This window comes from Mesorhizobium sp. WSM4816 (genome assembly GCF_055811535.1).
On sequence record NZ_JBVVQR010000003.1, the window covers coordinates 256,872 to 278,505 of the forward strand.

Annotated in this window: 24 protein-coding genes; 12 read left to right on the forward strand and 12 right to left on the reverse strand. The window is 63.4% G+C overall.

Annotated features, from left to right (window positions below; translation table 11 throughout):
• Positions 1–34 precede the first annotated feature (34 nt).
• The 3 genes from AC0L3H_RS05490 to AC0L3H_RS05500 all read left to right on the forward strand — a co-directional run bounded on the left by AC0L3H_RS05490 (position 35) and on the right by AC0L3H_RS05500 (position 3,139).
• A complete protein-coding gene (locus AC0L3H_RS05490; RefSeq protein WP_473584752.1) occupies positions 35–1,042 on the forward strand; it encodes a GGDEF domain-containing protein in 1,008 nt (335 codons plus the stop codon).
• A 289-nt stretch (positions 1,043–1,331) separates the two neighbouring features.
• Positions 1,332–2,531, forward strand: coding sequence for a succinyl-diaminopimelate desuccinylase (dapE, locus tag AC0L3H_RS05495; protein ID WP_473584753.1), 1,200 nt, complete (start codon positions 1,332–1,334; stop codon positions 2,529–2,531).
• 2 nt (positions 2,532–2,533) lie between these two features.
• Complete coding sequence (locus tag AC0L3H_RS05500) at positions 2,534–3,139, forward strand: transporter (protein WP_473584754.1); 606 nt, start codon at positions 2,534–2,536, stop codon at positions 3,137–3,139.
• 102 nt (positions 3,140–3,241) lie between these two features.
• On the opposite strand, the gene truA is transcribed toward AC0L3H_RS05500, so the two are convergent.
• The 5 genes from truA to def all read right to left on the reverse strand — a co-directional run bounded on the left by truA (position 3,242) and on the right by def (position 6,438).
• A complete protein-coding gene (truA, locus tag AC0L3H_RS05505; RefSeq protein WP_473584755.1) occupies positions 3,242–4,003 on the reverse strand; it encodes a tRNA pseudouridine(38-40) synthase TruA in 762 nt (253 codons plus the stop codon).
• A 17-nt stretch (positions 4,004–4,020) separates the two neighbouring features.
• A complete protein-coding gene (locus AC0L3H_RS05510) occupies positions 4,021–4,530 on the reverse strand; it encodes a GNAT family N-acetyltransferase (RefSeq protein ID WP_128184972.1) in 510 nt (169 codons plus the stop codon).
• The gene (fmt, locus tag AC0L3H_RS05515) at positions 4,527–5,462 is read right to left on the reverse strand and encodes a methionyl-tRNA formyltransferase (RefSeq protein ID WP_473584756.1); all 936 of its coding nucleotides are present in this window, start codon (positions 5,460–5,462) and stop codon (positions 4,527–4,529) included. Before fmt ends, AC0L3H_RS05510 begins: the two co-directional genes overlap by 4 nt.
• 30 nt (positions 5,463–5,492) lie before the next feature.
• Positions 5,493–5,798 carry a hypothetical protein gene (locus AC0L3H_RS05520; RefSeq protein WP_023801563.1) on the reverse strand — a complete coding sequence of 102 codons (306 nt, stop codon included), beginning with the start codon at positions 5,796–5,798 and terminating at the stop codon, positions 5,493–5,495.
• A 94-nt stretch (positions 5,799–5,892) separates the two neighbouring features.
• Positions 5,893–6,438, reverse strand: a complete 546-nt coding sequence (gene def, locus AC0L3H_RS05525) for a peptide deformylase (RefSeq protein WP_128170220.1) — start codon at positions 6,436–6,438, stop codon at positions 5,893–5,895.
• Positions 6,439–6,543: 105 nt separating this feature from the next.
• Between def and AC0L3H_RS05530 the strand changes: the two genes are divergently transcribed.
• Positions 6,544–7,803, forward strand: a complete 1,260-nt coding sequence (locus AC0L3H_RS05530; RefSeq protein ID WP_473584757.1) for a DNA recombination protein RmuC — start codon at positions 6,544–6,546, stop codon at positions 7,801–7,803.
• Positions 7,804–7,807: 4 nt separating this feature from the next.
• On the opposite strand, the gene AC0L3H_RS05535 is transcribed toward AC0L3H_RS05530, so the two are convergent.
• Positions 7,808–8,212 (reverse strand): GFA family protein, encoded by a 405-nt coding sequence (locus tag AC0L3H_RS05535; protein ID WP_473584758.1) that lies wholly within the window; start codon positions 8,210–8,212, stop codon positions 7,808–7,810.
• Between the two features lie 99 nt (positions 8,213–8,311).
• Positions 8,312–9,142: a transglutaminase-like domain-containing protein gene (locus AC0L3H_RS05540; protein ID WP_236368517.1), complete on the reverse strand. Its 831-nt coding sequence runs from the start codon at positions 9,140–9,142 to the stop codon at positions 8,312–8,314.
• A gap of 211 nt (positions 9,143–9,353) precedes the next feature.
• Here AC0L3H_RS05540 and AC0L3H_RS05545 point away from each other — a divergent pair, with 211 nt between their 5' ends.
• Both AC0L3H_RS05545 and sugE read left to right on the forward strand, forming a co-directional pair.
• The gene (locus AC0L3H_RS05545; protein ID WP_023801558.1) at positions 9,354–9,479 is read left to right on the forward strand and encodes a hypothetical protein; all 126 of its coding nucleotides are present in this window, start codon (positions 9,354–9,356) and stop codon (positions 9,477–9,479) included.
• Between the two features lie 179 nt (positions 9,480–9,658).
• Positions 9,659–9,973, forward strand: coding sequence for a quaternary ammonium compound efflux SMR transporter SugE (gene sugE / locus AC0L3H_RS05550; RefSeq protein WP_023801557.1), 315 nt, complete (start codon positions 9,659–9,661; stop codon positions 9,971–9,973).
• 186 nt (positions 9,974–10,159) lie between these two features.
• Here sugE and AC0L3H_RS05555 read toward each other — a convergent pair whose 3' ends face one another.
• The gene (locus AC0L3H_RS05555; protein ID WP_023801556.1) at positions 10,160–10,588 is read right to left on the reverse strand and encodes a DUF6481 family protein; all 429 of its coding nucleotides are present in this window, start codon (positions 10,586–10,588) and stop codon (positions 10,160–10,162) included.
• Between the two features lie 244 nt (positions 10,589–10,832).
• On the opposite strand from AC0L3H_RS05555, the gene AC0L3H_RS05560 reads away from it, so the two are divergent.
• The 3 genes from AC0L3H_RS05560 (at position 10,833) to AC0L3H_RS05570 (ending at position 14,435) form a co-directional block, all read left to right on the forward strand.
• Positions 10,833–11,894: an LLM class flavin-dependent oxidoreductase gene (locus AC0L3H_RS05560; protein ID WP_473584860.1), complete on the forward strand. Its 1,062-nt coding sequence runs from the start codon at positions 10,833–10,835 to the stop codon at positions 11,892–11,894.
• A gap of 214 nt (positions 11,895–12,108) precedes the next feature.
• Entirely contained in the window at positions 12,109–13,272 is a 1,164-nt protein-coding gene (locus tag AC0L3H_RS05565; RefSeq protein WP_473584759.1) for an AI-2E family transporter, read from the forward strand.
• A gap of 161 nt (positions 13,273–13,433) precedes the next feature.
• Positions 13,434–14,435, forward strand: a complete 1,002-nt coding sequence (locus AC0L3H_RS05570; RefSeq protein WP_473584760.1) for an LLM class flavin-dependent oxidoreductase — start codon at positions 13,434–13,436, stop codon at positions 14,433–14,435.
• 26 nt (positions 14,436–14,461) lie between these two features.
• On the opposite strand, the gene AC0L3H_RS05575 is transcribed toward AC0L3H_RS05570, so the two are convergent.
• The gene (locus AC0L3H_RS05575; RefSeq protein ID WP_473584761.1) at positions 14,462–15,493 is read right to left on the reverse strand and encodes a LacI family DNA-binding transcriptional regulator; all 1,032 of its coding nucleotides are present in this window, start codon (positions 15,491–15,493) and stop codon (positions 14,462–14,464) included.
• Between the two features lie 219 nt (positions 15,494–15,712).
• Between AC0L3H_RS05575 and AC0L3H_RS05580 the strand changes: the two genes are divergently transcribed.
• The 3 genes from AC0L3H_RS05580 to AC0L3H_RS05590 are packed head-to-tail and all read left to right on the forward strand — an operon-like array spanning position 15,713 to position 19,577.
• Positions 15,713–17,299 carry a sugar ABC transporter ATP-binding protein gene (locus AC0L3H_RS05580; RefSeq protein ID WP_473584861.1) on the forward strand — a complete coding sequence of 529 codons (1,587 nt, stop codon included), beginning with the start codon at positions 15,713–15,715 and terminating at the stop codon, positions 17,297–17,299.
• Positions 17,296–18,612, forward strand: a complete 1,317-nt coding sequence (locus AC0L3H_RS05585) for an ABC transporter permease (protein WP_473584762.1) — start codon at positions 17,296–17,298, stop codon at positions 18,610–18,612. The genes AC0L3H_RS05580 and AC0L3H_RS05585 overlap by 4 nt, the downstream gene beginning before the upstream one ends.
• A complete protein-coding gene (locus tag AC0L3H_RS05590; protein WP_128175728.1) occupies positions 18,609–19,577 on the forward strand; it encodes a substrate-binding domain-containing protein in 969 nt (322 codons plus the stop codon). Before AC0L3H_RS05585 ends, AC0L3H_RS05590 begins: the two co-directional genes overlap by 4 nt.
• A 138-nt stretch (positions 19,578–19,715) precedes the next feature.
• On the opposite strand, the gene AC0L3H_RS05595 is transcribed toward AC0L3H_RS05590, so the two are convergent.
• From AC0L3H_RS05595 to AC0L3H_RS05605, 3 genes are read right to left on the reverse strand one after another with little or no spacing between them, the layout of a single operon-like run.
• Entirely contained in the window at positions 19,716–20,177 is a 462-nt protein-coding gene (locus tag AC0L3H_RS05595) for a MarR family winged helix-turn-helix transcriptional regulator (RefSeq protein WP_473584862.1), read from the reverse strand.
• Positions 20,174–20,758 (reverse strand): amino acid synthesis family protein, encoded by a 585-nt coding sequence (locus tag AC0L3H_RS05600; protein WP_023801548.1) that lies wholly within the window; start codon positions 20,756–20,758, stop codon positions 20,174–20,176. The genes AC0L3H_RS05595 and AC0L3H_RS05600 overlap by 4 nt, the downstream gene beginning before the upstream one ends.
• The gene (locus AC0L3H_RS05605; protein ID WP_473584763.1) at positions 20,751–21,632 is read right to left on the reverse strand and encodes a UPF0280 family protein; all 882 of its coding nucleotides are present in this window, start codon (positions 21,630–21,632) and stop codon (positions 20,751–20,753) included. Before AC0L3H_RS05605 ends, AC0L3H_RS05600 begins: the two co-directional genes overlap by 8 nt.
• Positions 21,633–21,634: the final 2 nt, after the last annotated feature.

The window sequence follows — 21,634 nt, forward strand, 5'->3', positions numbered from 1 at the left end:
ATTCGCTGTCCTGTTCGGCACCATCAGTGTCCTGGTGCTGGCAGTCGGCGCCGCGGTCGTCACCGGCGACCGGTGGCCCTACGCCTGGATGGCAGCCGACCTCATCCTGTTTGCCGTCCGCTTCCTGCTGATGCGGGAATGTGAGCGGACCCGCAAGCGCGGGGGAACGGGGCCGCTGGCAGGCCTCATGGCCGCCGGTGGGTCATGGTCATTGATTTTCGGCCTCGGCTGCTATGGCTGCGTCGTCAGCGGGGATATGGCGCTTGCCGTGCTGGCTGCCCTGAACGTCGCAGGCGTCGTCGGCGTGGTGTCGTCGCGCAACGCAGCGACCCCGCGCTACGCCATATTCGTCATGCTGGCCGTAAGCCTGCCTTTCCTGGTTGGCGCGCTGTTATCTCCGGCGCCCGGAATGTCGATCGTCGGATTTCAAGTGCCTTTCTATGTGGCCGGCGTCATCATCGTGCTGCTTCAAAATCATGCGATCAACGCCCGCATGATCCGCGCCGAACTGGACAATCGCGATCTGGCGATCAAGGACGCGCTGACCGGCCTGCCAAACCGCATCTTCCTTCAGGAGAAACTGCGCGGCATGTGCAGCGAGCTTGCGACGCCGGCAGCAAACGGCGGCAGGCCGTTTGCCGTTCTCAGCATGGACCTCGACGGCTTCAAACACGTCAATGACCGCTTCGGCCACGCGGTCGGCGACATGCTGCTGCGCAAGGTAGCCGAACGATTGAAGCGCGCTTTCCGACCGGGGGATGTGGTCTTTCGCATCGGCGGTGACGAATTCGTGATCCTGCTGCCCGACACATCCGAGATCGAAGCCACCATGCTGGCAAAGCAGGCCATTGAGAAGATTTCGGTATCTTTCGACCTTGGCGTGGGCACCGCAATACGCATCGGGTTGAGCATTGGAAGTGCCTTCGCGCCTGCCGACGGCGGCGAGCCGGAACTTCTTCTCACCTGCTCCGATCACGCGCTCTATGAAGCCAAACGCACCGGAAAGGGCCGTTACCGGGCGCACGTGCGGGCCGCGAACTGACCACAGCGATTATTGGGCCTTTGTCGCTCAGTCCATGCAATATCCCGTATCCCGCCTAAGTGCGTCGCGTCTGAAGCGACTCCTGCGACGCACTTTTAAGCCTTTGTTTGTTTTATGCGCATTTGCCCAAAACCGCTGCGCCCGCACGGGTCAAGCCCGAGGCCATGCCTTTTGGGCGACATGCATCAGGCCTGCGACAATACGCCACGAAAACCATAGTGTCGGCGGGATGGCTGGCCCTTATGTCTGGCCGTGACAGGCCTTGCGCTTTCGACTAACGCTTTTGCCCATGACGTTGCCGACTGATCCCGCTGGAAATCTCGCCGCCCTCATCCGCTGCCCCTCCGTGACACCCATCGAGGGCGGGGCACTGAGCACGCTGGAAACAATGCTGAAACCACTCGGCTTTTCCGTCGAGCGCCCGGTGTTCTCGGAGGACGGCACGCCCGATATCGAGAATCTCTATGCGCGGCGCTCCGGCAACGGTCCGCACCTGATGTTCGCCGGGCATACCGACGTGGTGCCGGTCGGCGACGAGACCTCATGGACGCATCCGCCTTTCGCTGCCGAGATCGCCAAGGGCGAGATGTTCGGTCGCGGTGCCGTCGACATGAAGGGGGGCATCGCCTGTTTCATCGCCGCCGTGGCGCGCCATCTCGATTCGAAAGGCGGCCTGAAAGGCTCGGTCTCCCTGCTGATCACCGGCGACGAAGAAGGGCCGGCCATCAACGGCACGACAAAGCTGCTCGAATGGGCGGTCGCCAAGGGCGAAAAATGGGATGCGTCGATCGTCGGCGAGCCGACCAATCCCGATGCGCTGGGCGACATGATCAAGATCGGCCGGCGCGGCTCTTTGTCCGGCAGCGTCATCGTCAACGGCCGCCAAGGCCACGCCGCCTACCCGCAGCTTGCCGACAATCCGGTGCGCGGCCTGATGACGCTGGTCGACGCCTTGCTGCAGCCAGTCTTCGACAAGGGCACCAAGGACTTCCAGCCGACCAATCTGGAGGTGACCTCGATCGACGTCGGCAATCCGGCCACCAATGTTATTCCGGCAAAGGCGACCGCCACCTTCAACATCCGCTTCAACGACACATGGACCGCCGAGACCATCCAGGCGGAAATCCACAACCGTCTCGACAAGGCGGCGAAGCGAAAGAAATACCGGGCCGGCAAGACGACGCCGGTCGATTACGAACTCGCCTGGCGCGACCGGCCGAGCCACGTCTTCCTCACCCGCGACGAGCGGCTGATCGAAGCACTGAGCGGTTCGGTCAGGGCGGTGATCGGCAGGAAGCCGTCGCTTTCCACCTCCGGCGGCACCTCCGACGCACGCTTCATCAAGGATTATTGTCCGGTGGTCGAGTTCGGGCTGGTCGGCAAGACCATGCACATGGTCGATGAACGCGTCGCACTTGCCGACCTCGAGACGCTGACGCAGATCTATCAGCGCTTCATCGAAGACTGGTTCGAGCAAGGCGCATCGTAATCATGCTTTCGTCGGATGAAACCTATGCTTCGCTCAACGGCGCCTGGCGACTGATGCTCGGCAAGGCCGATGGGCTGCGCCAGTTCGACCTTTCGGCCGACGGTTTCTGGAATTCCTTCTTCGCCATCGTCGTCGCGGCACCGGCGCTGATCGTCGGTTGGGTCGGCCTCGCCAACGAGATCGGCGATCCGAATGCATTCGCCGGACGCTTCAGCATGCTGATCCGTCTGGCGACAGTCGACATCGGCGTCTGGGTATTGCCGCTTGTCGGCCTTGCCCTCGTCGCGCCGCGCGCCGGCATCGGCGGGCGCTTCGTCCACTATGTCGTCGCCAGCAACTGGGCGTCGGCGATCATCGCCTGGATGATGCTGCCAGCGGCGTTGATCAGGCTTTTCCTGCCGTCCACCAACGAGTTCGCCGTACTGGCGTCGCTGCTTTTGTTCGCGCTGTCGATGATCCTGACCTGGCGGATGACAAACGTCGCCATCGGCAGGGGCGCGGCTGTCGGCAGCGCTGTCTTCGCCGGAATGTTCGTGGTGTCGCTGATCGTTCTGTTCGTGCTGCAGGCGCTGCTCGGCATCGTTGCGCCGAGCGGAACCGGCACTTGAAGCATCCAACTGAATTTGTCCGAATTCCCGGTGTGGTTTCGCTTGCTGAGGGGCAGCGCCAACTCCCACAATTGGTTGAAGACGACGAGGACTGATTTTTACTCAGTCGTGTGCCGCCTGCGGGTAGTCCACACCGATAAGAAAAAGTCCGTCGGGCGGCGCCACCTGGCCACAGGCTGCACGGTCGCGCGCGTCGAGCGCCGCTTTCAGGTCGGCAATTGTCCAGCCGCCTTCGCCGACGCGCTTCAGCGAGCCGACCATCGAGCGCACCTGATTGTGCAGGAACGAGCGCGCCGAGGCTCGCACTTGGATCATGTCACCCAGCCGACTGACATCCAGCCGGTCGAGCGTCCGGATCGGGTTGTCAGCCTGGCACTGGGTCGATCGGAACGTGGTGAAATCATGCCGCCCCAGCAGCACCTGTGCCGCTTCGTGCATGGCCTCGGCGTCGAGCCGCTTCGGCACCCACCAGATCTTGCCCTTGTCGAGCGCCGCCGGCGCGCGCCGGTTGACGATGCGGTAGAGATAGTGGCGGCCGATCGCCGAGAACCGCGCATCGAAGCTATCCGGCACCACAGCCGCCTTGAGGATGGCGATGCGCGCCTTGGCCGTTTGCAGGTGGGCGTTGACGGCATCGCGCACCTTGTCATCAGGCCACGCCCTGACGAGATCGACATGCGCCACCTGACCGGTCGCATGGACGCCGGCATCGGTGCGGCCGGCGCCGCGCAGCGAGACCTGCTCGCCGCAGAATTTCTCGATCGCCTGTTCGATCGCCTGCTGCACCGAAGGCTGGTCTGCCTGGCGCTGCCAGCCGGCATAGAGGCTGCCGTCATATTCGATGTCGAGGCGAAAACGCGGCATTCCTAAGAAGGATGAGGTTAGGCGGCGAGCGCGGTGCCGAAAGCCGAAGCGTAGACCAGCTTGCCGGTCTCAGGCGCTTCGCCCCAGACCAGCGCCTGCAGCGCTTCGCCCTGGAACTCGCTTTCGAATTTTTCGGCGCGCGCGTGACTGTAGCCGAAGCGGCCATAATATGCGGGATCGCCAAGCACCACCGCCAGCACCTCGCCGGCATCCTTCAGGCGGATATGCGCCTCGCGGACCAGTGCACCGCCGATGCCGGTGCCATGGAATGACGGCTCGACCGCCAGAGGCGCCAGCGCCACCGCCGGAAAGCTCTTGCCGCCGTTCTGCACGTAAAGCCGCGAAAACAGAATATGGCCGACCACCTGTCCATCTTCTTCCGCCACCAGTTCGACGACGGCATCGCCGCCGCTGACCAGCGCGTCGACCAGGCCGGCCTCCGCCTGCTGGCCGAATGCGTGTTCTTCGACCAGGCGGATCGCCTCGCGGTCCCGCGGCGTTGCCGCGCGTATCGACATCATGCTCATGAGAATTTCGTTCCTTTTTCGAGCTTGGCCCCGCGCAGAAACTCCTGCGCGGCAATGGGCCTTCCGCCCGCACGTTGAACTTCGACCAACCTGATCGCGCCTGACCCGCAGGCGACCGTCAGCCGGTCGTCGAGAATTCCTCCCGGCTCGCCGGCGCCTTGCGAAAGCGTCGAGCGAAGCAGTTTCAGCCGCTCCAGGCGGCCGGCAATTTCGATCTCGCACCATGCGCCGGGAAAGGGCGACAGGCCGCGAATATGATCGTGGACTTCGCCAGCAGGCCGCGTCCAGTCCACGTGCGTCTCCGCTTTATCGATCTTTTTGGCATAGGTCACCCCCTCCGTCGCCTGTGCGGTAAAAGTCAGGGCATCCCGTTCCAGACGAGCCAGCGCTTCCGCCATCAGCGCGGCGCCAATGTGCATCAGCCGATCATGCAGTTCGCCGGCCGTCATATTGGGGCCGATGGCGCATTCTTCGGCCATCGCCACCGGGCCGGTGTCCAGGCCCTCTTCCATCCGCATCACCATCATGCCTGTCTCGGTATCGCCGGCCATGATGGCGCGCTGGATAGGGGCGGCGCCGCGCCAGCGTGGCAACAGCGACGCGTGACCATTGAGGCAGCCGAGCCGCGGCGCCTCGAGAATGGGTTTGGGCAACAGCAATCCATAGGCGACGACGACGGCGACATCGGCCCGCAAGGCGCGGAACGCCTGCTGCTCGGTCTCGTTCTTCAGCGACACCGGCGTCCGCACCTCGAGGCCCAGCCGCTCGGCCTCGCGCTGCACCGGCGACGGCGTCAGTTCCAGCCCGCGGCGACCGGCGGCGCGCGGCGGCTGAGTGTAGACGGCTCCAATCTCATGTCCGGCATCCGCGACCGCCCGCAGCGTCGGCACCGAGAATTCGGGCGTACCCATGAAGATGACGCGCAAGGGCATTTTGTTCCGGGTCCGGTCTAGGTCTGGCCGTTAAGTCGGCTCAGTCGAAGTCGCGAACTTTGCGGGTCGGCGACCGAAGTCGCGTTTCCTTTCTGCTTCGATTTCGTTCATGATCTTGGCGAATTCATCGCCAATTGCGTTTTCAGCAGCGAAAGTCGCGCGAATAGCGTCCCATGCCGAAAGACCCGGCTCCAGCCTGGCTTGCCTTTCGGCGACCATGCCTTCGCGCAGAAGAGCTATCGCCTTGCCCGACAGGCTCTGGCCGCTCTTACGCGCCGCCTGCTCGATTTCCCGCTTCAAGGGTTCGGGAATATTTCTGATCAGCATGTCGCTCATCGGCGTCTCCATTTCCTGATCTGGAACAGGGTAGAGGGGCGCTGTCCCGCCAACATCTTCGAAAGGTTCAGCATCAAACTGCGCGAGTATCGCCCTATCCCACTAACTTGCCCGGCGCCTTGCTGCCTGATGGTTTGTCCCTGGCGAGCTTCTTGAACTTCTTCACCACCATGTCGCGCTTCAGCTTCGAGATGTGGTCGATGAACAGAACGCCGTTGAGATGGTCGATTTCGTGCTGCAGGCAAGTCGCCATCAGCCCTTCGGCCTCGATCTCCTGCAGCTTGCCGTCGCGATCGAGATATTTCACCCGCACGGCGGCAGGGCGCTCGACCTCGGCATAGTAATCGGGGATCGACAGGCACCCCTCCTCGTAGACCGAGCGCTGATCGGCGCTCTCAAGAATCTCGGGATTGATGAAGACATGCGGCGCCGGCGGCTCGTCTTCCTTGGCGAGGTCGATCACCAGCATGCGCAGCGGTTCGCCGATCTGGATCGCCGCCAGACCAATGCCCGGCGCATCATACATCGTGTCCAGCATATCGTCGGCCAGTTTGCGCAAGGCGCCGTCGACGCGCTCGACCGGTTTCGAAACCTGGCGCAGGACGGGATCGGGAAGGATGATGAGCGGCTTGATCGACATGGCGTCTCACCTAAGACCTCGCACGAAAAGCGTCAACCGGGGCATTTGCAGCGGCGTTCACGTTTTGATCTGTGTCGTCAGGCCGAATCATCTATGCTGTCCGATATGAACGACCTGACCACCATCCTGTCCGAACCGATCGCCCGGCTCGGCGCCACCACGATCACGCTCGGCCACGCGCTGGCATTCGGCGCGGTCCTGTTCCTGGGCCTGTTCGTGGCGCTCGTCGTCGCGCTCTGGCGCTCGGCCAAGGCGCGTGCGGTGGCTGCCGCGGAAGCCGCCGACCACGCCCGCGACGCCGAGGCGCGGATGGCCGGCATCCTGGCAAGCCAGGCCGAGATGCAGGGCCGCATGGGCGCCATCGCCGAAGTGTTCGGGGCGCGTCAGGCCGAACTCACGCAGTCGATCGGCCAGCGTCTCGACGCGATGACTGGCCGTCTCGGCCAGACCATGACCGAGCAGACGAAATCGACGCATGAAAGCCTCGCCAAACTGCAGGAGCGGCTGGCGGTCATCGATACAGCGCAAGGCAACATCCAGTCGCTCGCCAGCCAGGTCGTGCAACTTCAGGCAATCCTCTCCAACAAGCAGACGCGCGGCGCCTTCGGCCAGTCGCGCATGGAGGCGATCGTCGCCGATGGCCTGCCGCACGGCGCCTATGAATTCCAGGCGACCCTGTCGAACGGCAACCGGCCCGACTGCCTGGTGAAGATGCCGAACGGAGCGCCTGCACTTGCCATCGACGCCAAGTTTCCGCTGGAAGCCTGGAATGCCATCCGTGCCGCCGAAGGCGCCGATTTGCAGAAGGTCGCCGCACAGGCGTTCCGGCGCGATATCGAGGTGCATGTCCGCGATATTTCCGACAAATACCTGATCCAGGGCGAGACGCAGGACACCGCCTTCATGTTCGTGCCGTCGGAATCGGTATTCGCCGAGATCCACGAGAATTTCGAGGGGATTGTCCACAAGGCGCACCGCGCCCGCATCGTCATCGTCTCGCCGTCGCTGCTGATGCTGTCGATCCAGGTCATCCAGGCGATTCTCAAGGACGCCCGCATGCGCGAGCAGGCGCATCTGATCCAGGGCGAAGTCATCCGGCTGATGGAGGATGTCTCGCGCCTCGACGAGCGGGTGCGCAAGCTGCAGAGCCATTTCGGCCAGTCGGCCAAGGATATCGACGATATTCTCGTCTCGACGTCGAAGGTGACCAAGCGCGGCCAGAAGATCGAGGCGCTGGAGTTCGGCGCGCAGCCGGCGGAAGGCGACGCCGGATCGGCGGCCAGCGCGAAGACCGAAGCGGGTGCGCGCGTCGCCGACTCCAAGACCGGCCAATTGAGGCTAAGGGTGGTCGAAGGCGACGACTGAGAGGCTACTGCTCCTCCACGATCATTGTGCCTTCGAACTCCGGCAGCCAAGGCAGCGCCGAGCGGTGCCAGATCTGTTTTCTCGGGATCAGTTGTTCGCGCTGCCGCGCCGTGCCGACCCTGATGCCATAGACTTTCGGCCCGTCGCCAACCGACGTGGCATAGAGGTGCGTACCGCACTCGCCGCAAAAGGCCTGGGCGCGCCTGGCGCCGCTCGCTGCGGTCTTGATGTAGATCTTCGGCGTGCCCTTGGTGATCCGGTAGTGCCCCTCCGGCGCCGGCACGGTTACCCGAAACGCTGTTCCGGTCAGTTGCTGGCAATCGATGCAGTGACAAATACTGGTCTTGTCCGGATCGACCTCCGCCTCGTAAGTGATGGCGCCGCAATGGCACCCGCCGTCGATTTTCATCTTCGCTCCTCCCTTCAGCCGCGCCTCGACGCGTTGGAGCTTAATGGCGCACCGGCCGAAGCTCCACCGGCAATCACAACGCGCGAACCATCCGGTGGTTCAAGACTGCGGCGCCGACGCCTGTTCGATGATTTCATCAGTCCAGACCTTGAAACCGGCCAGCGTGCCCGGCCCGAAAATATGGGTCAGCGGCACATCGGCTGCGTCGCGGCCGGAGGCGATCAGGATCCGGCCGATGCGCGGCGCATTGTTGCGCGGATCGAAGGCATGCCAGCGACCGCCGAGGTAGACCTCCATCCAGGCGGCGAAGTCCATGTCCGACCATGGTTTCGGCAGGCCGATGTCGCTGATGTAGCCGGTGCAATAGCGCGTCGGGATGTTCAAGGCGCGGCAGAAGGCGACGGCGAGATGGGCAAAGTCGCGGCAAACGCCGCTTTGCTCTCGATAGGCCTCTGCTGCCGTGCGCGTCGGCCGCGCGTTGCCGTAGTTGAAGATGATGTGGTTGTGGACGAAATCGCAGACCGCCTGCACGCGTGGAATACCGAGCGGTGAGTGGCCGAACAGCCGCCACGCCTCGTTCGCCAGCACGTCGCTCTCGCAATAGCGGCTCGGCAGCAGGAACAGCAGCGTCTCCGACGGCAGGTCGCGCACCTCGTGCTGCCACGCCACCAGATCGCCCATCTCAAAACTTCCGGGATCGCGGATCACCGCATCCGTGCCGAAGGTGAAGCGACCGGGCGGGGCGACAAGGCGGTTGCACCAATTGCCGAAACTGTCGCGGTAGCTCTCGATCGGCACCGGTGGGTTCGAAGTCAGGAAATCCGGCCGCTCGAGATCGGACGCGCGGGAATAGTGAACGTTGAGCATCGCGATCAGCGGCGTTTCCTGCGGAAAGTCGAAGCTCATCTCGCAGCCGATATGGATTCGCATTGTCGTCCTGACCGTCCTGCCGGATCACCACCCGGCGAAGGCACGGGCCGTTGCTGCAGTGCAAAAAAGATCATCGCACGGACCAGCGCGGTTTACGAGCGAATTAGAAACGGTTGACAGCCGACGCCTGGCGCCGGCGCCAGATTATGCCTCTTGCGGTCGGGCGTTTCTCTTGGTTCATTTCGCTTGCCACAATTGGAGGAAACGAATCATGGCTAAAGGTGCGATGAAGGCGGGCAAGGAAGCCCGCAAGCCGAAGAAGGACGCGAAGAAACCTGCCGCTGCCCCGACCCTGAAAGCGCCGCCCGTCAAGGCGACCAAACTCAAGGACAAGTAAGCCTCGGCGTTTCGGCGCAGTCATGACCGACGGCATTCCAGGACCATCGACATTCAGCGACTGGTCCTGAAGTGCTGTCGGCGCTGCTGTTGATTGGGCATTTCTAAATCAATGCCGCGAAGACGACTTCGCGCTTTCCGAAAAGACCGGGACGACCCGCAGTCCAATGGAGCGTTCCGATGTCGTGGATTCTTCTCTTCTTCGCTGGCCTGTTCGAGATCGGCTGGGCGATCGGCCTCAAATACACTGACGGTTTTTCGAAGCCGCTTCCGACCGTCCTGACGGTTGCCTCGATGGTCGTCAGTCTCGCCTTGCTCGGACTGGCGCTGAAGACGCTGCCGGTCGGCACGGCTTACGCGGTGTGGACCGGCATCGGCACCGTCGGCACGGCGCTGCTTGGCATCTGGCTGCTCGGTGAGCCTGCGACCGCGATCAGGCTGGCCTGCATCGCACTCATCGTCTGCGGCATCATGGGATTGAAACTCGCGACGTAAAGCGCGTGCGTCTGAAGGGACTCATGCGACGCGCTTTACGCTCTTTTTTTATGCATGTCGTCGTCCCAAAACCGCTGCGCACTTTTGGGCGACATGCACTAGTTTTGCTGCAAGGCAGCAGCACAAACGCCTTCAGGGCCGCTGCAAGGCGGCCCTGAATTTGATTGGTGAATCGCGCTTGGAGCGCTAGCGAGCGGAAAAGCCCGGAGGCGTCCTGCCGGTGCGCTGCTTGCGCGCCGCATAGCGCGCGTCGCGCTTGGCTTTGCGCTCGGCCTCGTCGGCAAGCAAACGAGCGATGCGCTCGTTCTCTTCGGCTTCCCGGATCTTAGCTTCCGCCTGCGCCGCTTCTTCCGCAGCAATCCGCGCGGCTTCCGCAGCAGCTTCGCGCTCGGCCTTTTCGGCCGCTTCGCGCGCCAGCTTCTCCTGCTTCAGCCTGGCCTTTTCGGCCTCGCGTATCGCACGGGCTTCGAGGATCGCCTTGCGTTCGGCCTGTCGTGCCAGCACCGCAGGATCGTCCGCTGCCGGCTTTGCCTTGAAGCGCTCGAGAAGCGCCTTCTTTGCCTCGTTTGCGGCATTGCGCCGCTCGAAAACGTCTTTTTCCCTATAGATAGCCAAGTCCACTTCCCTGGAGTCAATTTGCGAGGCTTACATACGCGTGAAAACCCAGAGTTCAAGCGCCAAAACGGTATGCCAGCCATGAAATTCTGAGCTGTTGCAGCCGGGAGACGCCTTTTCGGCTGAATTCGGCTGAAACGGACATGCACTGTTCACCATCCGACCCTCTGGCGGCGCGGCGGACTGGTCGCTACCTGTAGCGCGAAAAACAAAACACCAGAACAAAACACCAGGATGACAGATGATGGAACTCGGTCTCTACACCTTCGCCGACGTCAGCCCGGAATCAGGCCCAGGCGCCATCGGTGCGCATGAGCGGCTGCGCAACCTGATCGAGGAGATCGAACTGGCCGACCAGGTCGGCCTCGACGTGTTTGGGTTGGGCGAGCATCACCGTCCCGATTATGCGGCTTCAGCGCCGATCGTAGCCCTGGCCGCAGCCGCCGAACGCACCCGGCGCATAAAGCTGACCAGCGCGGTCACTGTGCTATCCTCCGACGATCCGGTCCGTGTCTTCCAGCAGTTTGCAACGCTCGACCTTCTATCCAGCGGCCGGGCCGAGATCATGGCTGGGCGCGGCTCGTTCATCGAATCCTTTCCGCTGTTCGGCTACAATCTTGAGGACTATGACGAGCTCTTTGCCGAAAAGCTCGATCTGCTGCTTGCCATCCGCGATCATGTCAAGGTGAGCTGGTCGGGCAGGCTGCGCGCTCCGATCAACGATCGCGGCGTCTACCCCCGCCCGTTCCAGGACCGATTGCCGATCTGGATCGCGATCGGCGGCACGCCGCAATCCGCCGCGCGGGCCGGTGCGCTCGGCCTGCCGCTGGCGCTTGCCATCATCGGCGGCGAGCCGGCGCGGTTCGCGCCGCTGTTCGATATTTACAGGGAAGCGGCCAAACGGGCTGGCAACGATCCGGCTGGTCTGGCCACCAGCCTCAACGTGCACGGCTTCATTGCCGCGACCACCGACCAGGCGGCCGACGATTTTTATGGGCCGCAGGCCGAGGTGATGAACCGCATCGGCCGCGAGCGCGGGTGGGGTCCGACGTCGAGAGCACATTTCGACCAGTCGCGCGGCCCGAACGGCGCGCTGTTCGTCGGCAACCCCGAACAGGTGGCCGAAAAGATCGTTGCCCAGCACAGGATATTCGGCAACGACCGCTTCCTGCTGCAAATGGCGATCGGCACCATGGCGCACGCCAAGATCATGAAGGCGATCGAACTCTACGGCACCAAGGTGGCACCGATCGTGCGCAAGGAAACGGCGAAGGCGATCCCCGCCGTTGCCGCGCCGGCCGCCTGACTCGCCGGCCAGGTGGGGCCTAAGGTCATCGTCAGCGCCGGCTAACGCATCGGCCGAAAATCGGAATCGATTTTCTGGCCGATGGTAAATTCAAAGCGTTAGAGCGTACTTTGAGCGTCCAAGTGGACGCACGTCGCTCCAACGGAACCTTGAAGCCGCAAAGGCGTTTCCGCCAACAGCGTACACCAATCGCAGTGTGCCGCCGAGGGCCAGAATGAAAGCCGAACCCGCCGCTTCGGGCGCTGCCGAGAGCCCCGATCCGCGCGTCGAGGCGCGTGCGGACATGCACCTGATACGTTCGCTGCTAGTCGGCATCTTCATCCTTATGGCGATCTACGCGCTCTCCTTCGCCCGTGCCTTCTTCATGCCGGTCATCCTGGCTTTCCTGCTGGCGCTGACGCTGACGCCGATCGTCCGTTTCCTGCGCAAACACGGCATGCCCGATGTGATATCGGCGACACTGCTGGTGCTGCTGTCGTTCTGCGTCATCGCCGTCGCAGGCTATCTGCTCAGCGGCCCGGTCATCGACCTCATCAACAACACCTCGGCGATTGGCCAGCAGCTGACCGAACGTCTCGCGCAACTGCGGCGTCCTTTCGAAAGGATCATGGAGATTTCGCGGCAGATAGAGGGACTGACGCAGACCTCCCAAGGGCCGGGCGTCCAGAGGGTAGCCATGGCGCAATCGGGCATCCTCTCGCAAGCCGCCGGCAATTTGCTGTCGGCGGGCACCAGCCTCATCATCGTCTTCGTCCTGTCGCTGTTCCTGCTCGCCTCCGGCACGATGTTTTATGAGAAGATCGTCGAATCCTTCCCCAGTCTCAGCGAAAAGAAGCGGGCACTGCGCGTCGTCTATGACGTCGAACGTGAAATCTCGCACTATCTGCTTACCGTCGCCGTCATCAATACATGCCTGGGCGTGGTCATCGGACTCGGCCTCTGGGCACTCGGCATGCCCAACTCGCAGGTCTGGGGCGCAGCAGCGGCTCTGCTCAATTTCCTGCCCTATATCGGGGCGCTGATTACCATCACGCTGGTCACGATCATCGCGCTGATCAGCTTCGACAGCATCTCCTACGCGCTGCTGGCGCCGGCCTTCGTGCTGTTGTGCGATACCGTCGAAGGCCAATTCGTGACGCCGACGGTGGTCGGCCGCCGCCTAGAGATCAATGCCGTGGCGATCCTCATCGCCATTGCCTTCTGGTCCTGGCTGTGGGGTCTCGTCGGCGCGCTGATGGCGGTGCCGCTGCTGGTCGTCATCAAGGTGTTCTGCGACCATTTCGACGGCCTCAGCCATGTCGGCAATTTCCTGGCGGCGCAACATACGGCGGTTGAGGACGAAGAGATTTCAGAAACCGACACGGCTGCGGGCGTATGATACGAGAAGGGGGATAAGCTGCGGCAGGGAACCGTGGATTGTAAAATCCAGAGCGCCCCTTTTTGCTTGGGTGGACTCATGGGCGTCAGTTCAATTTTTTGAATTTGCGGCCATCGCGGTCGGTTCCTACATCCCTCCCGTCCACAGGATCCTCGCCGCCCATGACCGCTCTTTCCGTTCTCGACCTGTCGCCGATCGTCGAAGGCAGCAACGCTTCGCAATCGCTCGCCAATTCGCTCGATCTCGCCCGCCATGCCGAGCGGCTGGGATACAGGCGCTATTGGCTGGCCGAGCATCACAATATGCCGGGCATCGCCAGCGCCGCCACCTCCGTCGTCGTTGCCCATGTCGCCGGCGGCACCACAACGATACGCGTCGGCGCCGGCGGCATCATGCTGCCGAACCATTCGCCGCTGGTCATCGCCGAGCAGTTCGGCACGCTTAACGCGTTGCACCCGGGCCGCATCGATCTCGGCCTCGGCCGAGCGCCGGGCACCGACATGGGCACGGCGCGTGCGCTGCGCCGCAACCTCGAGGCCGGCGCCGACAGTTTTCCGCAGGATGTCGTCGAACTGATGGGCTATTTCCAGCCGGCCGAAGACGGTCAGCGTATCCGCGCCGTGCCCGGCGAGGGCGAGCAGGTGCCGATCTGGATTTTGGGCTCGAGCCTCTATGGCGCGCAGCTCGCAGCCATGCTCGGCCTGCCCTACGCCTTCGCCTCGCATTTCGCGCCGGCCGAACTCGACCACGCGCTGGAGATCTATCGCTCGCGCTTCCAGCCGTCGAAACAGCTCGACAAGCCCTATGTCATGCTCGGCCTCAACGTGTTCGCTGCACCCTCCGACACCGAGGCGCGGCTGTTGTTCACCTCGCTGCAGCAGGCCTTCGTCAATCTGCGCACAGGCCGGCCCGGCCGCTTGCCGCCGCCGGTCGACGGATATGAGCGCGACCTCGACCCGATGGCCAAAACCATGCTCGACCAGGCGCTGTCCTGCGCCGTCGTCGGCGCCCCGGAAACGGTCAGGCAAGGCATCGAAGCGTTCGTACAGCGCACCGGCGCCGACGAGTTGATGGTTACCGCGCAGATTTTCGACCACGCAGCGCGGGTGCGATCCTTCGAGATTCTGGCCAACGTCCACAAATCGCTGTCAGAAGCTGCCTGACTTTTTTGCGACGCTGCGAAGGCGCGTTAGGCGCTGACGCTTTGGGCGATCGCCCCCAGCGGCGCGCCAAGGGGCCGGCATGAATTGCGGATCATCAGGCGTCCCTTGAGCGTCAGCTTGCGCGGCGGCGCGTCCCTGTTTCCGGCTAGGCGGTCGAGCAACAGATTGGCCGCCTGCTCACCGATCGCCTTGACCGGTTGTGCGACCGTGGTCAGTTGCGGCTGGAACACGTCCGACCACGGAAAATCGTCGAAGCAGGCAACCGAAATGTCCTCGGGGCAAGACAGCCCGATATCGCGGATCGCCTTCATGGTGCCGATCACCATCGGGTTGTTGGCCGAGAAGACCGCGCTCGGGCGGTCGTGCAGCGAAAGCAGCTGCATCGTCGCGTTGTAGCCGTCGACTTCATGGAAATTGCCGAAGCGGACAAGCTCGCTCTCGACCGGCAGGTCGGCAGCCTGGAGCGCCTCGCGATATCCCGTCATGCGGTCATGCATGGGCGAGATGTCGAACGATCCGGAGATGTAGCCGATCCGCCGGTGGCCGAGATCGATCAGATGGGTGATGGCGTCGAACACCGCGCGCTGGTTGTCGAGAACGACGGTGTCGGTATCGATGCCTTCGCAAACGCGGTCGAGCAGCACCACCGGCACGTTGGCGTCGTCGACAATTCTCTTCAGGATCGCGCCGTCGCCGACGCGCGCAACGATCAGTCCGTCGACCATTCGGTCGAGCAGCAGCCTGATCTGGTCGTCCTGCGTGTTCAGGTCCTCGTCCGTGCAGCACAGCATGACCGCATAGCCGGCGCGGTCGAATGCCTGCTGGATGACCGAAACGACATCGGTGAAGAACGGATTGGTGATGTGGGGAACGGTCAGCCCGATGGTGCGGGTCGTGCCCATCTTCAGGCTGCGGGCGATCGCGTTGCGCTTGTAGCCGATGTCGCGGATCGCCTGTTCGATGCGCTGGCTGAGCTCGGGACTGACGGTCGCGGTGCCGTTGATCAGCGCCGAGACGGTGGCAACCGAAACACGCGCCGTTTCAGCCACGTGCAGCATGGTCGGGGCCGTGGACTTTCGCTGCTTTTTTCGCCCTGACGCCATCATTTTCGAAACGTTTCATCGCCCTCTAGCTGCAATATCTACGGAATCCTGCGGATTTGTGCAAGAATTGAAATGCATCAATCCCGCCTCATCAGATAGCGACTTGACATGTTCGAAACGTTTAGATTAGCGTTTGAGATGTTCGACGACAACGGAAGGGAGGCCGTTCTTGTCATGGAGCATGGCAATTCCATCACGTCCGGAGATGATGCGGCCGCCGGCCGCTCGGCTGTCGTTCTGAGTGCCGAGCACATCTCCAAGACCTTCGGTGGCATCGCCGCACTTGTCGATGTCGGCTTCGAGCTGCGGCACGGCGAGATCCATGCGCTGATGGGGGAAAACGGCGCCGGCAAGTCGACGCTGATGAAAATCCTCTCCGGCATCTATACGGATTACGACGGAACGGTGAACGTCGATGCCCATCCGGTCCGTTTCGCCGGGGTGCGCGACGCCGAGCATGCCGGCATCGCCATCATCCACCAGGAGCTCAATCTCGTTCCCGAACTCAGCGTTGCCGATAATATCTTCCTCGGGCGCGAGAAGCTGATCGCCGGACTTATCGTCGACCGCAAGGCAAGCAGCCATGCCGCAGGCGCCCTGCTGCAGAGGCTCGGCATCGAGCTCAACCCGGATGCGCGGGTCGGCAGCCTGCGTGTCGGCGAGCAGCAGCTGGTCGAGATCGCCAAGGCATTGTCGATGTCGGCGCGCATCCTGATCATGGACGAGCCGACCTCCGCGCTTTCGCCGGCCGAATGCCAGAGGCTGTTCCGGATCATCCGCCAGCTCGCCGACAACGGCGTGGCGATCATCTACATCTCGCACCGCATCGACGAGGTCATGCATCTGGCCAGCCGGGTCACCGTGTTTCGCGATGGACGCCGCGTGCTGACCGAGGCGATGGCAAAGCTCGACGAAGACACCATTATTTCGGCGATGGTCGGGCGCAACCTGCTTGCCTCTTCCCAGGAAGAGCGTGGTCCCAGCGGCAAGGTCGTTCTCTCCATAGGCGGCCTATCGCTGTCGAAACCAGACCGCCACGGCTGGCGCACCGCGCTCGACGGCGTCGCCTTCGATCTTGCCGAAGGCGAAATTCTGGGGATAGGCGGACTGCTCGGCTCGGGACGCACCGAAATCCTGGAGACCATCTTCGGCTCGAGCGGCGGCCGCGCCGGCGGCGAAATCCGGCTCGACGGCGAGCCGGTGGAAATCCGTTCGCCGCGCGACGCCCGCCGGCTCGGCATCGCCCTGGTGACGGAGGACCGCAAGACGCAGGGCCTGCATCTTCAGGCGTCGATCACCGACAATGTCGCGCTGCCGCTGGTCGGCACGCTGGCGCGGTTCGGACTTCGCTCGCGGGCCGCCGAGCAAGGCCTGGCGCGGCAGGCGGTCAAGGCGCTCGGCATTCGCTGCGGGACCATCGAGCAGCCGGCCGGCACCCTGTCCGGCGGCAACCAGCAGAAGGTCGTCATCGGCAAGTGGCTGGCGACGCGGCCGCGGGTGCTGCTGCTGGACGAGCCGACACGCGGCATCGATGTCGGCGCCAAGCGGGAGATCTACGACCTGATCTTCAAGCTGGCGCGAGACGGGCTCGCCATCGCCGTCATCAGCTCGGAATTGCCGGAGCTGCTGCTTCTTTCCGATCGCATCCTGGTCATGGCCGATGGTCGCCAGACGGGGATCCTGTCGCGCGCGCAAGCCAGCGAGGAGGCCATCATGCGGCTCGCGGCGCCGCGCCGGACCATGACGAGACCCGCAGCATGAGCATCTTGAACATCCTGTCGCGGACGAAGCTCTATTGGGGGCTGATCGCCATCTTCCTGATCGGCGTGCTGGGCTCGCCGATCAGCTCCAAGGGCAACAACATCTTCCTGTCCTACGGCAATCTGCTCGATGTGCTGCGCCAGGTGTCGACCACCGGCCTGATCGCCACCGGCATGACGGCGGTGATCATCACTGGCGGCATCGACCTTTCCGTCGGCTCGCTGATGGCGATCTGCACCGTGGTCTGCGCCATGCTGCTGACGGTTCCGGGCGTCACGCCGGCGGTGGTGCTGGGGGTGCCGACAGTTGCCGTTGTCGCCCTTTGCCTCGGCATCCTGGTCACCCGCTTCATCTTCCTGAACATCGAAAAATCGCGCGCCGGCCCGCAGGCCACCCACGCCATCAGGCTGGATGGCGTTCGTGGGCTGGTCACGCCCGGCATTGTCGGGGTGATCCTCTGCAGTCTGGTGCTGTGGTACCTGCTGCCGCAGGTCGGTTCGAAATTCGGCGTGGTCGGCGTGTTGCTGGTGGCGCCTTGCGTCGGCCTGCTGTTCGGCGCGCTCAACGGCTTCATCATCGTTGCCGGGCGGCTGCAGCCTTTCATCGTCACGCTGGCGATGATGGTGACGGCGCTCGGCATCGCCCGGCTGACCGCCGGCCAGAACAATGCAGTGCTGCCGGTCTACACCGGATCGAACGCCACCGCCGATTTCGAGATGCTGCGCTCGCTGGTGTTCGGCGTGATCCCGATGCCGGGCCTGTTCTTCCTCGGAGCGATACTGATCTACGGCGCAGTGCTGCGCTTCACCCCGTTCGGCCGCTATGTCTACGCCATCGGCGGCAACGAAGAGGCGGCGCGGCTGTCCGGCATTGCCGCCGGCCGCGTCAAGATCGCCACCTACGCCGTGTCCGGGCTGCTGGCCGGCGTGGCGGCAGTTCTCTATGTCGCGCAATACAGGCAAGGCAAGCCGGATGCCGGCGCCGGGCTGGAGCTCGATGCCATCGCCGCCGTGGTCATCGGCGGCACCAGCCTGATGGGTGGACGCGGCAGCCTGATCGGCACATTCTGCGGCGTGCTGATCTTTGGGCTGCTCTCGAACATCCTGCAATTGCACAACATCAATTCGAACCTTCAGCTCGTGCTGAAGGGGATGATCATCATCGGCACCGTGCTCGTCCAGGAGCGCAATGCCGTTGATCTTCTCTACTATCTGCGCCTGCCTGGCGGAAAAGCGGCGCACAAGGAAACGACCGCAGCAAAGCGGCCGTCAAAAGAGACCCCGTCTCTAAATCTTGGAGGAAACAAGAAATGAAACGACGTGAATTGTTGAAGCTTGCAGCTGTCACCGCGGCACTGCTGACCACGACCGCGCTTTTGGCCAGCGGCAACGCCTACGCACAGGACAAGAAGTGGAAGATCGGCTTCTCGCAGGTGACGACCATCGAGCCGTGGCGCGCCCAGTTCAACAAGGACATCCTGGCTGAGGCCGCCAAGCATCCGGAAGTCGAGCTGATCGTCACCGACGGCGAGGACAAGACGGAAAAGCAGGTCGCCGATGTCGAAAACCTGATCCGCCAGGAAGTCGATGCGCTGCTGGTGTCACCGAAGGAATCGGCGGGGTTGACCGGTGTCGTGCAGCAGGCGATCGACGCCAAGATCCCGGTCTTCGTCCTCGACCGCAATGTCGAAACCAAAGACTACACGCAGTTCGTCGGCGGCGACAACAAGCTGATCGGCCGGGCTGCCGGTGAATACGCGGTCGAATTGCTCGGCGGCAAGGGCAAGGCATCAGGCAATGTCGTCGAGATCTGGGGCGGCATGGGCACCCAGCCGGCACATGACCGCCATGACGGCTTCCATGAATTCACCGACAAGGAGCCGGGCATAAAATATTTGCTCGACCAACAGTCGGGCGACTGGAAGCAGGACCAGGCCTACAACATCATGGCCACGGCACTGCGCAACAACGAGAAGATCGACCTCGTCTATGGTCACAACGATCCGATGGCCTACGGCGCCTATCTTGCCGCCAAGGATGTCGGCCGCGAGAAGGACATCAAGTTCATCGGCATCGACGGCCTGCCCAATGAAGGCGTGCAGCTTGTTGCCAATGGCGAGCTGACGGCGACGTTCACCTATGTGACACCGGGCGCCGAAGGGCTGCGGCAAGCGATCAAGTTTCTGAACGGCGAGAAGGTCGAAAAGACCATCACGCTGCCGACGCAGAAGATCACCAAGGAAAATGCCGCCCAGATCCTGAAGGAGCATGGGCTCTGAGGCGTGTCGCCGGTGAGGGCGCTTGAGGGACGCGGCATGGCGCTGCCCCTCATCCGCCTGCCGGCACCTTCTCCCCGTATAGTGACGGGGAGAAGGGGACTGCCGCAGGGCCGGCACCCTTTTTGACCAAGGCCGCGCTCACGCCAGCTTGGCCAAAAGCCTCATGAAAATCGCCGTCTCCTTGGATGAAAGCGGCGCCAGCGTTTCCTCGGTGATCTCGCGGGCGATCGGGATCAGCCGCTCGACGGCCTTGCGGCCTTCCGCGGTCAAATTGACCAGCAGGCGCCTTTTGTCGACCTCATGCTTGGAAAGCTCGACCAGGCCGCGCGCCTTGAGCCGGTCGATGACACCTTTTACCGTCGCCGCGTCCATGGCGATCAGGCTGCCAAGCTGGTTCTGCGAGGTCTCGCCGACATCGTGCAACTTGGCCAGCGCGGCGAATTGCGGCGGCGTCAGGTCGGCAATGTGCGCGGCGAAGATCGAGACATGGCGCTGGTGCGCCTTGCGCAGGATGAAGCCGACCTGCTCCTGCAGGCGGTAATCGTTCTCGTCGGGCTCCTCGGCCTCGACCAGCTTGAGCTTGATGTCTTCGGCGCTCACCGCAGTCCGTCCCATGCCTTGATGTCCTTTGCCGCGAGACCGCCCATGCGGTCGTGCACGCGCGGGCCGCAGGTCATGGCGAGGCAGAACAGGATCTCGTCGGGACGAGGCCCGTCGCTGATGCCGACCTCCATGGCATCGAAATGACTGCGCACATAGGCGGCGTTGATATGGCCGAGCGGCACGTCGAGCCGCGCGCCGAAGGCGCCGACCTTCTTTGCCGACGGCACGATCGCCTTGGCGTCGCCGAGCCGCTCGCGCATGGCATAGCCGCCAGGCACATGCCACAGCGCGCCATGCTCCAGTTCGCCGGCGATACCGACGATGGCGCCCTTGCCGTAGCCGTCGATCTGTTTCACGTCTCCGCCCAATGCGGCGATCAGTTTGTCCGAGAGCAGCAGCCCGAGCGGCTTCAGATCGTCCATGGCGCTCTGCAGGTCTTCCACGTAGCGGCCGGCGAATGGGTTGTTCACCACCGCCATGGCGGCGGCGCGGCGGCGCGGCACCTTCGCCACCGGCCCGCCCTCATGAAATATCTCCTCGGTCAGCACCGCAATCTTGCGGATGGCAAACTCAGGCATGGGCAATTTCCTTCCTTGATTTCTCGTTGGGCGCAACGAGCGCCATGGGGCCGGCGATCCGTGCCTGACCGGCAAGGAACAAGGCTGAAGCGGCAATCAGGCAATGTCGCCGAAAATCTTCGGCCACGGCGAGCCCGCTATCCAGCGCCTTACCGATTTCGCTGGAGGAAAGCGCGCCGACGGCCTGGGTGACCAGGCGATCGCCAAGGTCGCTGTCGGGCGCCAGATCGCGCGCCGGCATGCGCTCGATGGCGCCATGAGCGGGCAGGTCGACGGCGTTGGCGATCAGGGTCGCGGCGGCATCGGCTTCAGCACCGGTCCGCGCCAGTACGGCAACAGCGTCGGCGATGCCGAGCGAAAAGGAACGGCCGCGCCAGCCGCTTGTCGCGATGCCGCGGATCCCGTCTTCGGCACCGATCGTGACACGGTCTGCCAGTCCATGACCTGTCCCGGCAATGGCAAGCGTCATGGACCGGCCATTGCCGAGATAAATCGCGCTGTCGCCGCCATTGTTGACATAGGCGCGATCGAGCCGGCGACCGGCCAGCAGCGCGCCAAGCATTTCGTCGGCTACCGAACCGGCGACCGCAGCCATCGGCGTGATGAATTGTTTCGCGAGCGGAACAACCGCCGCTTCCATGCGTCGCGCCGTCGGGCCAGCGAAAGCACGGGACCGCGACGAGGCCGGCCGGCGCAGTTCCGGCAGTTCGTCGACGAGCTCCTGCAGGATTGTTTGAAACCGCGCCACCGCCTGGCCATAGGCGGCGCGGCATTCGCCCGCATCGCCAAATGCCTCGACGATCAGGTCGATCGGGCCATGATTGAGATGCAGCCGCCTGCCGTCCTCAAGCCAATACGCCTGCGGGCCGTTCATCA

Coding starts and splice junctions, on each gene's coding strand:
- dapE (WP_473584753.1), top strand. CDS start 1,332: ATGACGTTGCCGACTGATCCCGCTGGAAATCTCGCCGCCCTCATCCGC.
- AC0L3H_RS05500 (WP_473584754.1), top strand. CDS start 2,534: ATGCTTTCGTCGGATGAAACCTATGCTTCGCTCAACGGCGCCTGGCGA.
- truA (WP_473584755.1), bottom strand. CDS start 4,003: ATGCCGCGTTTTCGCCTCGACATCGAATATGACGGCAGCCTCTATGCC.
- AC0L3H_RS05510 (WP_128184972.1), bottom strand. CDS start 4,530: ATGAGCATGATGTCGATACGCGCGGCAACGCCGCGGGACCGCGAGGCG.
- fmt (WP_473584756.1), bottom strand. CDS start 5,462: ATGCCCTTGCGCGTCATCTTCATGGGTACGCCCGAATTCTCGGTGCCG.
- AC0L3H_RS05520 (WP_023801563.1), bottom strand. CDS start 5,798: ATGAGCGACATGCTGATCAGAAATATTCCCGAACCCTTGAAGCGGGAA.
- def (WP_128170220.1), bottom strand. CDS start 6,438: ATGTCGATCAAGCCGCTCATCATCCTTCCCGATCCCGTCCTGCGCCAG.
- AC0L3H_RS05530 (WP_473584757.1), top strand. CDS start 6,544: ATGAACGACCTGACCACCATCCTGTCCGAACCGATCGCCCGGCTCGGC.
- AC0L3H_RS05535 (WP_473584758.1), bottom strand. CDS start 8,212: ATGAAAATCGACGGCGGGTGCCATTGCGGCGCCATCACTTACGAGGCG.
- AC0L3H_RS05540 (WP_236368517.1), bottom strand. CDS start 9,142: ATGCGAATCCATATCGGCTGCGAGATGAGCTTCGACTTTCCGCAGGAA.
- AC0L3H_RS05545 (WP_023801558.1), top strand. CDS start 9,354: ATGGCTAAAGGTGCGATGAAGGCGGGCAAGGAAGCCCGCAAGCCGAAG.
- sugE (WP_023801557.1), top strand. CDS start 9,659: ATGTCGTGGATTCTTCTCTTCTTCGCTGGCCTGTTCGAGATCGGCTGG.
- AC0L3H_RS05560 (WP_473584860.1), top strand. CDS start 10,833: ATGGAACTCGGTCTCTACACCTTCGCCGACGTCAGCCCGGAATCAGGC.
- AC0L3H_RS05565 (WP_473584759.1), top strand. CDS start 12,109: ATGAAAGCCGAACCCGCCGCTTCGGGCGCTGCCGAGAGCCCCGATCCG.
- AC0L3H_RS05570 (WP_473584760.1), top strand. CDS start 13,434: ATGACCGCTCTTTCCGTTCTCGACCTGTCGCCGATCGTCGAAGGCAGC.
- AC0L3H_RS05575 (WP_473584761.1), bottom strand. CDS start 15,493: ATGCTGCACGTGGCTGAAACGGCGCGTGTTTCGGTTGCCACCGTCTCG.
- AC0L3H_RS05580 (WP_473584861.1), top strand. CDS start 15,713: ATGGAGCATGGCAATTCCATCACGTCCGGAGATGATGCGGCCGCCGGC.
- AC0L3H_RS05585 (WP_473584762.1), top strand. CDS start 17,296: ATGAGCATCTTGAACATCCTGTCGCGGACGAAGCTCTATTGGGGGCTG.
- AC0L3H_RS05590 (WP_128175728.1), top strand. CDS start 18,609: ATGAAACGACGTGAATTGTTGAAGCTTGCAGCTGTCACCGCGGCACTG.
- AC0L3H_RS05600 (WP_023801548.1), bottom strand. CDS start 20,758: ATGCCTGAGTTTGCCATCCGCAAGATTGCGGTGCTGACCGAGGAGATA.
- AC0L3H_RS05605 (WP_473584763.1), bottom strand. CDS start 21,632: ATGAACGGCCCGCAGGCGTATTGGCTTGAGGACGGCAGGCGGCTGCAT.